Below are 11,123 nucleotides of genomic sequence, written 5' to 3'. Positions count from 1 at the left end.
CTCTTGAATCTATTACACTTTTTATAAATAGTTCTAATTCAGCGATTTGTAGTTCCTTGCTTTGCTTCTCCAATCCTGTGTAATTCATTTTTTATTGGGTATAATTAAACATTATATTATCTTATCACTTTTTTGAAAATAATTTAGGATCGCTATAGCTTGTTTCGGGGCAGAAAACCATCAAAAACATGGCTACAGAGGGAATCGCTGACTCTAGAGATTAATGACACCATCTGTTACGCTAAGGTTAGCGATCACTATACAGCCAACTCTACGGAATCGCTCTACTCCAGATACAGTCAACGGTACAGCCATTTTCAAGGGGAAAATGTACCCAGTGGTTGCTTGTCAATTTTTTCTGAGAAGCCCCATGCAGTAAGGGTTTTGTTGATTTTTTAGTATTTCTGTATGGGTGAAGTCCAGCCATACCTCATTAGACTGAAAATCGCTATAGTATTTCCTTTAACAAATAGAGTAATCATGGGTATAATAAGAGCAATCTTAAAAAAGATGAAGGTATCCGATGGGTAATATTGTCGGGATAGATTTGGGTACGACAAATTCAGTAGCGGCATTTAAATTAGCGGGGGTGGAGGTAGTGACCGCCGCAGATAACTCGCCTCCGGAGAGAAAATTAACCCGATCGCTCGTCTCCCTAGCCGGAGAGGGGCTGATCGTGGGAGAGGAAGCCTACAGACAGATCAAGGCGACCCCAGAAAACGTGATCATGTCGATCAAGCGTTTGATGGGTAGGAGTTTTAGCGATACTATCGTTCAGGAGCAAATACCCCGTTTAAGCTATAAAGTCACTCGCTCGAGCCGGGGTACGGAGGATAGTCTATCGGTATGGTTAGGGGGCAAGGAATACGAACCGGAAGACATATCGGCCGAGATTTTAAAAAAAGTAGTAGCTAATGCCCAGAATTATCAAGGGGCTAACGGTCAGAAAAGCCGGATAAAGGAAGCTGTGATCACTATTCCCGCCTATTTTAACGATAAACAGCGTCACGCCACGCAGATGGCGGCAAAACGGGCTGGTATCATCGCCTGCGAGTTGCTCTCAGAACCGACCGCGGCGGCAATTTCCTACGGTTATAAACCGGATTCGGAGGAGGTAAAAACTATACTGGTGTACGATTTCGGTGGCGGTACTTTCGATTCTTGTTTGATCACCGCCGCAGGAAATCAATTTATAGAATCGGGGAAAGCTGGGGATCTCTGGTTAGGAGGAGATGATATAGATGCACAATTAATGGGATTTGTCAAGGAAAAAGTGGCACAAGAAGAAGCTCTAGAGGATGTGGACGCTCTGATCGCCGCGATGCCCCATTATCAAAGGGTAAGATTTTTAGGGGATTTCAAGAGTGCCGTAGAGAGGGCAAAGATAGATTTAAGTAGTGCTGAAAGTGCTGCCATCATCCCCGCAACCCCGTTGATCGATGAGATGGGTATGGCGATCACCATTTCCGTGACGATTAAGAGGAGTGAATTTGAAGAGATGATCCGGCCCCTAGTGGAGAAAACGATCGCCATCTGTCAAGAAGCGATCCGGTATTCCGACTATCCCGAAGATCTGATCGATGTGGTGTTATTAGTGGGGGGTTCCTCCCAGATTCCTTTCGTCCAACAGGAAGTTAAAAGAGTTTTCGGTTCCGAGAGGGTGGTAGTTCATCGACGGCCGATGTATGCAGTAGCGGAGGGAGCAGCGATCGTGGCTGCTGGTTTAACAGAGAAGGTAATGACCGTATCCCGTGATTACTGTATCCACTTGGCCGACAGCAGCCAATATCGGATCATCAAACAGGGGGATATATTACCCGTTAAAACCACCCACAGTTTTAAAACCGAAGTGGATGATCAGAGTCTGATCCATTTTAAATTTTATAGTCCGGATCGGGTGCGGGAAGAAAGTACCGGGGAGAAGTGCGACGAGAAAATTGGGGAAATGTGGTTAGCCCTCGATCGACCCTATCCAAAGGGTACAGAAATATTACTAGCCGTTTCCCTAGACGAACAGAATAATTCTCTATCGATGGTAGCAAGTTTAAAAAATGACCCCTCGATCAAAGTGAGTTCCGATTTTTCCCGCGGGGGTGAGGACGAGGCGATATCGCGACAGGTAGAAGAAAGTATCGAGGAGATGAACCGTAAGGAGTTATTAACCACGGTAGGGGCCGAATACGTCTATCAAATAGCTGGGGAAATAGTTCGGGCGGCCAATCAAATCCGCGGAGAGGATGGAAAATCGCGGCAAGATCGGGTCAAGGTAGCCAGGGAAAAATTACAGGAGTTAAAAACTTACACCTGCGAGGATAGTAGTCAGGGTAAAATCCTGATCTCCGAGTTCGAGTTCGTTTTAAAATACTGTCAAATTCTGGTTCTGGAAGAACAACAGGCACGCATCGAACAACTGATCGAAGATTTAAATAAAGCTATCAATAACGGTAATCTTTCGGCTATACAGCGATTAAATGAAACGGCACTACAGGAGAGGAAAAATTTATCCGAATTGTTGCTGCTGCTGCTATTGTGTCGTAGCGTCATCACCCGAACTGGAGTGGTAAATCAAGCCAGCGCGGATAGTATGGCGAGAAAATTCCTCGCGGTTATCACCGCTTTGGCAGCGGGGGATCGAGAAACGGCGGAACGAGAATTACAGCGATTATTACCGGAAGTTCGCCAGAATTGCGAGATCGAATTACCGACAGGCAATGTGGCCACTGGATTAACCCGATTTTAATTATGAGTAAAATTAATTGTCCCGTTTGTCAACGATCGAACGTGGAGGGGAATGTTTGCCCCAATTGCGAGACGGATTTATCCTCTCTACGTCTTTTAATGGAACTATCTCCCGTTGTCGATAATCCGACTGCAACTAACCGCCGCGGCTTATTACTGGGATTGGCTCTTTTGCTGTTAATTTTGGGGATTTTTCTGGGCGCTATCGCTTCTAATCTATTCCCCCGTTCCCTAATCCCTGTCAGCGAATCTAGTCCCGTTATCCCTCCTGTTGGGGAACTGATCGCGCCATCGAAGGAGGTGACTAGAACTGTCTGCGTGGATGGGTTTAACTATCGGGTTCGAGCGGGTGATTCCCTATCTCGTATCGCTCAACGTTTTTACGGAGATGAGTCTCTATTATCTCCCATACTTGAGGGTAATCCTTTTTTGCTTGATCGGCTCGATTCTCTCGAGGTCGGTGAAAAGTTATTGATCCCCAACTCTGATAAATCCTGTTAATTTTACCCAGTACGAATATTATGTTAGTTTTCTTGGGCTATGCTATTGGATTTGTTTTAGCTTTTTTTCTCGCCATTAGTTTAACGGGTGTTTTTTTAGGGTTTCCTACTAATAAGGACAATAACTATCGGTCAAGACAATCAGAAATATTAACCGGCTTTGGTTGCGTACTTGTCATTATATTTATCCTCTTTGTCCTCAAAAATTGGCTGGCTTTAGATGAGAATTTTATCACTTATTTTTCTATCACTACATTTGTTTTGATTTTCTTGGTTTTTTATGGACGAATAGAAGGAATTAAAAAGGGCAGAGAACTGGCGAATAAGGCGATAAAATTACAAGCGGAAGATACGGGAAACCCTTTCGAGAAAGGAAAGTTATCGGAGGCGTTAAAATTCTACCAAGAGGCTAACAAATTAATTAATGATCCTAAGTTAAGATCTTTAGAGAAAAATCTTGAACAAGAATTAGAAAAAAGAAAAAAATTTCTGGATTTTTTTAAACAGGGCAAGGAGTTGGGAAATCGGAGATATTTTAAGAAGGCTTTAGGGGTACTGGAAAGCGCACAGGCTCTTTATTCCCATCACCGAATCCGTTTAGAAATCCAGCAATGTCAATTACAGGTAGAGCCAGAAAATATCTGTCAAGTAAGACTTAAAAAAGCCCAGGAATTAGCCCGACAGGGACAACTAAAACAATCGAGAGAGTTAATAAATAAAGCCCTAGCAGATTTCCAGCGACTGGACGTTAAAAACCTATTAACTAAGGTAGAACAGATAACGATCGGCTTCAATTATTTTGAACAGGGAGTGGCTGCCGAAAAAAACGGCGATCTAAACAAGGCTATAGATAGCTATCGAAAAGCCCTACTCATGACACCCGAATTAATCGATATAAACCGGCGATTAGGCATGACGAATATTAAAGCGGGGAACTATCGGGAGGGAATAGAACAATTAGAGGGAATCGAAGATAGGGAATCGATCTACTTCCGGGGTTACGGTTATGCGAGATTAAAGGAATGGAGGAAAGCGCGTCGGGAATGGAAAAAGATCGATCGACCGGAAATTAAAGAACAGATAGAGCTGCTCACCCGATATAGCCAAAGGGAAAAATTAACTCTACAGCAGGAAATACAAGAACTAATTCAAGAAGAAAACCTAGAATTAGCCCGCTCGAAAAGCGAGGTGTTTTTAGAGAAATTCGGCGATGACCCTCAAGTTAGCCAGAACTTAAGCAATCATATCGTCTCCCGGATAGCCCATCAACTCTGGATGTCTCAGGATCGAGAAAAAATCCTTATCAACGCCGAGAGGGAATGGGAAAGAAAACGCAATCTGGAATCATTGCACAATTTGGCAATCGCCCTTTATTATCGATCGGTAGAAAATCCCGCTACCCTAGAGAAATTAATACCCGTCTGGTTATCCGCTACGGCGAATTTAAATCTCAACACCAGTATCAGGAATATGGTTTGGAAAGTTATCGATGACGGTGATATACGGGACTTAGAGGCACAATTAACCCGAATACTTGAGGAGCTGATCGATCGAACCAAAGAAGACCTAAATTACTACCTGCAACTTCGCGATCTTTACCGTCGCGATACTGTCGCCCTAGGGTTATTACGGGATAATCCTGTAGAGGGAATCCATATCGAAGGGTTAACCATCCTACCTGGGTTGTATCGGACTCACCCTGATAGAAATACTGTTAAACTGCCCGATCAATTCTGGGCGACTCTCTATACCCGTTGGGGGGAATCGGTGGCTGCCTGTTTGCAGGGGGATCGGGTTCGCGGAGTCGCGTTAAAACCCCTAACCTGCCAATCTAATCTCGAACAGATAGCTAATACTTTTGTATCATTCCATCAAGGTTGTCATTATCTACAACAGAAACAGTGGCAAAAAGCCGAGAATCCTTTAAAAGAGGCGAAACCAGCCCTTAAAAATCACCCAGAATGGATTGAGGAGATCGATCGACTTTACCTAGAATTACAGGAGGAGATTGAGGGTTTCGAGAATCTATTAAGGATGAATAGAAATTGGTACGAGTTAGTACAAACTACTAACTCGAAAATGTATTACGTCCGAGATAAAGCCTTGGAAATAGTCAGGAGATTGGATGAGCAAAAGATAGACGATTCCAAAGCTTTAAGCGAACTGGAGAAATTAAAACAGATAGATTACAATAATGCCATACTAAACGAATTCATCGAGGAGATTATTTTTAGAAAAGACGTAAGGGAAGTAGGGCGATTGATGGAGCGCAATCAATTTTCTGAGGCGATCAAAAAGGCGAAACGATCGAGATCACAAAAACTCCGTCACCTTACCGCCCAATTCTGTCTCGATCTTTTAAGAGAAAATTATCAAAAATTACCCCAAGAATTACTAATAGAACTTGTTAGATCGGCTTACGAATTATGCCCAGATGCTCCAGAGTTTCGAGAAGTCTATAAACTATTTCATATTATTTAATGGGAGTTAGATTAATGTACGATAATTTAGATAGTAATCCTTACGATATTCTAGAAATTTCCCCCGCCGCTTCCACTGCCGAAATCACTAAAGCTTTCGGTCTAGCTATGAAACGCCGTAGGTATTCTATGGATAGCATAGCTAAAGCGCGTAAGATATTAATGAATCCTCAAGATAGGATAGTTGCGGATTATTTACGTCCTCATCTCCCTCTGGTTCAACGCTTGAAAACCATGTCTTTCTCGGAATTGTCTGAACCTTTACCATCTTTAGAAATCTTAAATACCATGGATGATATTAATAATTACGATCAAGAACAACTTAAAAAAGTTGCTGGCGAACTGGCTTCATCGATACTCAAAGACCTTAATTTTTTGGAGGAATAAGGATGAATAATTACAAAATTAGCGAAGAAGATAGAAACAAATTATTAAGCCTAATTATAAATTTAACCAAAGAGGAGGCAAGTTTAAAACAAGCTTTACGGCAGCAAGGAGAGAACAATCGCTCGGAAAAAGAACAGATTTTTTTAGAACTATTAGAGGTATTTGATACCCTCGAATCGTTATTAAATTATTTAGAATATCGACACGAACCAGATGATCGAGTCGGGAAAAGATTACCGAAATCTTTAAAAAGTGTACAGACAAAATTATTAAGTATTCTAGAAAAACGTCAGGTGCTGAAAATAGAACTATCCGCTGATCAGCCAGATTTTACTATCTGTCAGGTGGTCGCTCGAGAAATACGCCCCGATTTGGAAGAACAGACGATCACAAAAATAGTCAGGCAGGGATTTACAATCGAGGATAAATTACTCAGACCGATGGAGGTTATTACATCTAAACAAGAATAGATAACCCCTTGCCACTTCCCACTCCCAACCCTGGCGCTCCCGTCCACCTATTTTCTGAGAATTCTAGAGGTGCTTGTAAAGATTTGTTACAAGGAGACGAGGAAAAATCTGAGGGCAGGGAGACAAGAAAGGATTATCGACGGGGATCAAGGATTTCATCGGGAAATTAGATTGGGGATCAAGAAAAACTGATTGTAAAGTTTTCGATACCTCTCGCCGATTCTTGTAATAGTTCGATACATATAACATAGATGATCAGCGATGATTGTAAATTTATATTGCGAATAGCTCATCTTCTTCGGTATTTTCCCTATACTGGTTTTCATCAACTTTGAGCCGACGTGCAGAAAAGTTAGACCACCAAGTTTGTAAGAGGTCAGGAAGATGCAATTAACCGCAAGAAATAACTGGGGCCACGTTTCTTTAGCAATGCTAAAAAGCTTTCTTCTCTGGAGTTTCGTCCTCACTGTCTGTTTATTAGTAGTGGGATTTCCTTTAGTAGTATTAATGATGACAGTGGGAGCATTGTCGGCGATTATCTTACAGTCAGTTTTACCGATTAGTTCCGTGCTTTTAGTGGCGGGAATGATTATTGGTATCAATATTTTGGCTATCCTAATTAGTGCCGCTTTGTTAGCAGCAAAAGGTGTTCATCCCCATGAAGTTAGCTGGTTGCACTGGTTACACGGTGAGGTAAAAACCTCTCATCAAGCTGTTTATGCTTCTTGTCCCCTAACTTGCGGGGTAGTTCATTAAATCTGATTTTCTTACAGTGGAATTACTTACCTTTTTTCTATTTAGATTTATTTAAGTTTTCAATTGCTTTATCGGTTGACTATACAGATTCCAAGCTAGTGGAACCCGGTTTTACCGGGTTTTTTCATCGTTATTGAGCTAAAGCAGTTATCTGAATGGTGAGGTACGAAGTTTTCCTTTTGGGGAGTCGGTCGCCGGTCGTCGATATCAAATTATGAGAAAGGCTGTAACTGAATATGAGAAGATAGGGAAATAAAAGCTTTTTTGCTGTGATCGGTAAACAGTGATCAGTTAACTGAAAACTCACATCTGATCAGTGATCACTGATAACTAACCGGTATAATGGGGGAGAAAACCGGAAAAAATCGATGTCTAGCCTTCCAGAAACCGACAATCCCAGCTACAAGGGCATCTTAGAGGCATTAAACCATTTAATCACCGTTGTTGCCCGTTTACGAGACCCAGAAAGCGGCTGTCCTTGGGATTTAGCTCAAACCCCGGCAACCCTAATTCCCTACGTTATCGAAGAAGCTTATGAGGTGGTAGCGGCGATTAAAAGCGGTGATAAAACTGCCATTGCCGAGGAATTAGGTGATTTACTGCTACAGGTGGTTTTACAAGCCCAAATTGCCAGCGATGAGGGTAATTTTAGCCTAGAAGAAGTGGCTAGGGGCATCACCGATAAATTAATTCGTCGTCATCCCCACGTTTTTGGGGAGCTATCCCTAGAAAATCCCGAACAGGTGCGTCAAAATTGGGAGAAAATCAAAGCTGAGGAAAAAAATGACCCGACTATTAGCGGCAAATTAACCCGTTATGCCCAAACTTTACCACCCTTGATGGGAGCGATGAAAATTTCTCGGCAAGCAGCGCGAGTCGGTTTTGAATGGGAAAATATCGCAGGAGTCTGGGAAAAATTTGGCGAAGAGTTAGCAGAATGGCAAGAGTCCCTAGAATCGGGCGATAAAGAGCATCAACAGGCCGAATTAGGCGATTTACTCTTTACTATTGTCAATCTTGCTCGCTGGTATAATTTAGACCCCAGTATCGCTTTACAAGAGACTAATCTGCGTTTTATTCAACGTTTTTCCCTAGTGGAATCCGTGGCGGAAAAGCCTCTCCATGACTATACACTAGAGGAATTAACAGTTTTTTGGCAGCAAGCGAAAGCTAAGTTACATCAACCATCATCTGGGCAATAATGCAAGAGCAAGAAATTAATAAGGACAAATCTAAGAGTTTTTGGGCTTCTATTCGAGAAAATCTGCAAATTATCGCTATAGCTTTAGTTTTAGCCCTACTGATTCGCACTTTTGTGGCTGAACCTCGTTTTATCCCCTCTGATTCTATGTTACCCACCTTAGCACAGGGCGATCGCTTAGTGGTGGAAAAACTTTCCTACGATTTCCATCCCCCTCGACGGGGGGACATCGTCGTCTTTGAACCGCCGGCACAATTACAATTACAGGGATATCAAAGGGACCAAGCTTTTATTAAAAGAGTGATTGCCACCGCAGGGGACGTAATTGCTGTCAAGGAGGGCAAAATTTACCTGAATAATCAACCCTTGTCAGAGGATTATATTCTCGAATCCCCTCAATATAATTTAATGCCTTTGCTTGTGCCGGAAAATAATTTATTTGTCATGGGAGACAATCGCAATAATAGCAATGACTCCCATATCTGGGGGTTTTTACCGGAAAATAACGTGATTGGTAGGGCGGTTTTTCGCTTTTTTCCTTTTAATCGTTTGGGGATTTTAGGGGGGAATAGCTAACAGGAATTTTTAGTCTTGATGATGTTGAACAATTAAGACGGAACAGGGGGCATGATGGAGAACATAATTACTCACACTACCTAAGAATAACTCTCCTAGACCCGATCGCCCACGCCGACCGATGACAATTAAATCAATATTTTCCTCTCGCGCCACTTTACAGATAGTTTTGGCGGCATGGCCGTAAATTTGCCGGTATTCTCCCTTGACACCCATTTCTCCCGCCTGATTAGCTCTTTTTTGCAACATGGCCACCCCTTTCTCCTCGAATTCTTCCCATTGTTGCCGCCAAAAATCGAGAGTGAGATCATTCCCCTGGGCGGGGTAAATATCGGCTAAATTGGGTGGAATCGGTAAAGGGCTATAATCTTCCTCAGGGGAAAGGACGTGCAGTAGTAGGAGGTTAGCTTCGTACTTACTGGCTAAGGATACAGCCTCCTTAAAGACACTCTCCCCCATCTCCGACAAATCTACTGCTATCAAGATTTTTTGATACATTTTTCAGCCTCTGCAACCATGCCTTATTTAACGGAATCCGACGCTATTAGGAATGCGATCGATCACTTTTCTCATTTTCCCATTCTTTGGTTAGATACGGAAGTAGCCGATTACAATAGCAAGACTCCCCGTTTGTCTCTGATTCAAATTCTGGCTGATTCCACGGACTTAACGGGTGAGCGGGTGACAATTTTGGATGTTCTTGATCGACCCGATCTTACTAACTATTTTATCACTAAAATCATGCTGGTTGACCGGATAGAAAAGGTTTTTCACAATGCTAGTTATGATTGTAAATTTTTGGGCGGTAAAAGCCAAGTTAAAAAAATTACCTGTACCCTAGAGTTAGCTAAAAAGGTTCCCTACTATATTGCTCCTTTACCCAATTATCAACTGAAAACCGTGGCTGAATGTCTTTGTCATTTTCCCGCTATCGATAAAAGTGAACAGGGGGGTAATTGAGGCCAACGACCTTACCAAATGCAGGTTACACTTCATCTTTATAAGAAACGCTGTCAGAAATTGATTTTGTCTGACTATTTAACATTGCCAGAATTGAGATACAATTAAACAGGGATGTTAATAGACAAATAATAGCTAGAAAAAATTGCTTGCGGGGATAATTTCAATGACTGTAAAGATCGCTTATCTGGGGCCGGTGGGAACCTATTCAGAAACAGCCGCTTTAGCCTATGCTAATAGTTTACCACCCCAGCCTCGTCAATTAATACCCTATCCTAGCATTGCCTTGGCCCTGGGATCGGTTGTCCAAAATCAGGCCGATTTAGCAGTGGTCCCGGTGGAAAATTCCACCGAAGGAAGTGTGGTAATGACTCTTGATGCTTTATGGCAATTACCTGGGTTACAGATTCAACAAGAATTAGTTTTACCGATTTCCCATGCACTTCTATCTCCTCGACAATCGCTAACAGAAATTAAAACCGTTTATTCCCATCCCCAAGCTTTAGCTCAATGTCAAAAATGGCTAGAAAATAATTTGCCTACCGTGCCGATTATTCCTACTAATTCTACCACAGAAGCGATTCAAATTCTCGATCGAGAGGCCAATTCTGCCGCTATTGCTTCCCCCCGGGCAGCAAAACTCTATCATGTACCAATACTAATACAACCAATTAATGATTATCCCGATAATTGTACCCGTTTTTGGGTCATGGCTTTAACTTCCCATCGCCAAGGTGAGCGAATGTCCCTCGCTTTTCAAGTTTTAGATCAACCCGGCGCTTTAGTCAAACCCTTAGAAGTTTTTGCCAAACGTCAGCTTAATTTATCTCGGATCGAATCGCGACCAACTAAAATATCTTTAGGGGAATACATATTTTTTATTGATCTAGAAATTAATCCAGATCAACAGCATTTAATCGCGGCAACTTTAGAAGAATTAACCAATTATACCGACGCGATCAAGGTTTTTGGTGCTTATCAGGTGGTTAATTTGCCTGTAGAAAGTTTAGAGGAATTATAAACTAAATTCCTCATAAATTACAGAAATTAAATA

At 42.2% G+C, this 11,123-nt stretch carries 11 protein-coding genes; 10 read left to right on the top strand and 1 reads right to left on the bottom strand.

The genetic code is table 11. The features are described from left to right. Positions 1–523: 523 nt before the first annotated feature. The 8 genes from H6G48_RS02760 to lepB all read left to right on the top strand — a co-directional run bounded on the left by H6G48_RS02760 (position 524) and on the right by lepB (position 9,109). The gene (locus H6G48_RS02760) at positions 524–2,740 is read left to right on the top strand and encodes an Hsp70 family protein (protein WP_190718834.1); all 2,217 of its coding nucleotides are present in this window, start codon (positions 524–526) and stop codon (positions 2,738–2,740) included. Positions 2,741–2,742: 2 nt separating this feature from the next. Beyond that, on the top strand, positions 2,743–3,240 hold the full coding sequence (locus tag H6G48_RS02755; RefSeq protein ID WP_190718831.1) for a LysM peptidoglycan-binding domain-containing protein: 498 nt from the start codon (positions 2,743–2,745) through the stop codon (positions 3,238–3,240). A gap of 20 nt (positions 3,241–3,260) precedes the next feature. Continuing rightward, positions 3,261–5,720: a hypothetical protein gene (locus H6G48_RS02750; protein WP_190718829.1), complete on the top strand. Its 2,460-nt coding sequence runs from the start codon at positions 3,261–3,263 to the stop codon at positions 5,718–5,720. Next, positions 5,720–6,106, top strand: a complete 387-nt coding sequence (locus H6G48_RS02745) for a J domain-containing protein (protein WP_242029970.1) — start codon at positions 5,720–5,722, stop codon at positions 6,104–6,106. Before H6G48_RS02750 ends, H6G48_RS02745 begins: the two co-directional genes overlap by 1 nt. Before the next feature lie 2 nt (positions 6,107–6,108). Then, positions 6,109–6,576, top strand: coding sequence for a nucleotide exchange factor GrpE (locus H6G48_RS02740; RefSeq protein ID WP_190356653.1), 468 nt, complete (start codon positions 6,109–6,111; stop codon positions 6,574–6,576). A 384-nt stretch (positions 6,577–6,960) separates the two neighbouring features. After that, the gene (locus tag H6G48_RS02735) at positions 6,961–7,332 is read left to right on the top strand and encodes a hypothetical protein (RefSeq protein WP_012267375.1); all 372 of its coding nucleotides are present in this window, start codon (positions 6,961–6,963) and stop codon (positions 7,330–7,332) included. 368 nt (positions 7,333–7,700) lie between these two features. Then, a complete protein-coding gene (mazG, locus tag H6G48_RS02730; protein WP_190718826.1) occupies positions 7,701–8,534 on the top strand; it encodes a nucleoside triphosphate pyrophosphohydrolase in 834 nt (277 codons plus the stop codon). Beyond that, the gene (lepB, locus tag H6G48_RS02725) at positions 8,534–9,109 is read left to right on the top strand and encodes a signal peptidase I (RefSeq protein ID WP_190718823.1); all 576 of its coding nucleotides are present in this window, start codon (positions 8,534–8,536) and stop codon (positions 9,107–9,109) included. The genes mazG and lepB overlap by 1 nt, the downstream gene beginning before the upstream one ends. A 9-nt stretch (positions 9,110–9,118) precedes the next feature. Here lepB and H6G48_RS02720 read toward each other — a convergent pair whose 3' ends face one another. Next, positions 9,119–9,607 (bottom strand): universal stress protein, encoded by a 489-nt coding sequence (locus H6G48_RS02720; protein WP_190718820.1) that lies wholly within the window; start codon positions 9,605–9,607, stop codon positions 9,119–9,121. Between the two features lie 18 nt (positions 9,608–9,625). Here H6G48_RS02720 and H6G48_RS02715 point away from each other — a divergent pair, with 18 nt between their 5' ends. Both H6G48_RS02715 and pheA read left to right on the top strand, forming a co-directional pair. After that, positions 9,626–10,069, top strand: a complete 444-nt coding sequence (locus tag H6G48_RS02715) for a ribonuclease D (protein ID WP_199328709.1) — start codon at positions 9,626–9,628, stop codon at positions 10,067–10,069. A gap of 166 nt (positions 10,070–10,235) precedes the next feature. Then, positions 10,236–11,090, top strand: a complete 855-nt coding sequence (pheA, locus tag H6G48_RS02710; protein ID WP_190718817.1) for a prephenate dehydratase — start codon at positions 10,236–10,238, stop codon at positions 11,088–11,090. Positions 11,091–11,123: the final 33 nt, after the last annotated feature.

The sequence above is a fragment of the Microcystis flos-aquae FACHB-1344 genome (assembly GCF_014698375.1).
GTDB classification, from domain to species: domain Bacteria; phylum Cyanobacteriota; class Cyanobacteriia; order Cyanobacteriales; family Microcystaceae; genus Microcystis; species Microcystis aeruginosa.
Note: the sequence above shows the minus strand (reverse complement) of the source record. Positions and strands in the feature narration are given on the sequence as shown.

Coding starts and splice junctions, on each gene's coding strand:
- H6G48_RS02760 (WP_190718834.1), top strand. CDS start 524: ATGGGTAATATTGTCGGGATAGATTTGGGTACGACAAATTCAGTAGCG.
- H6G48_RS02755 (WP_190718831.1), top strand. CDS start 2,743: ATGAGTAAAATTAATTGTCCCGTTTGTCAACGATCGAACGTGGAGGGG.
- H6G48_RS02750 (WP_190718829.1), top strand. CDS start 3,261: ATGTTAGTTTTCTTGGGCTATGCTATTGGATTTGTTTTAGCTTTTTTT.
- H6G48_RS02745 (WP_242029970.1), top strand. CDS start 5,720: ATGGGAGTTAGATTAATGTACGATAATTTAGATAGTAATCCTTACGAT.
- H6G48_RS02740 (WP_190356653.1), top strand. CDS start 6,109: ATGAATAATTACAAAATTAGCGAAGAAGATAGAAACAAATTATTAAGC.
- H6G48_RS02735 (WP_012267375.1), top strand. CDS start 6,961: ATGCAATTAACCGCAAGAAATAACTGGGGCCACGTTTCTTTAGCAATG.
- mazG (WP_190718826.1), top strand. CDS start 7,701: ATGTCTAGCCTTCCAGAAACCGACAATCCCAGCTACAAGGGCATCTTA.
- lepB (WP_190718823.1), top strand. CDS start 8,534: ATGCAAGAGCAAGAAATTAATAAGGACAAATCTAAGAGTTTTTGGGCT.
- H6G48_RS02720 (WP_190718820.1), bottom strand. CDS start 9,607: ATGTATCAAAAAATCTTGATAGCAGTAGATTTGTCGGAGATGGGGGAG.
- H6G48_RS02715 (WP_199328709.1), top strand. CDS start 9,626: ATGCCTTATTTAACGGAATCCGACGCTATTAGGAATGCGATCGATCAC.
- pheA (WP_190718817.1), top strand. CDS start 10,236: ATGACTGTAAAGATCGCTTATCTGGGGCCGGTGGGAACCTATTCAGAA.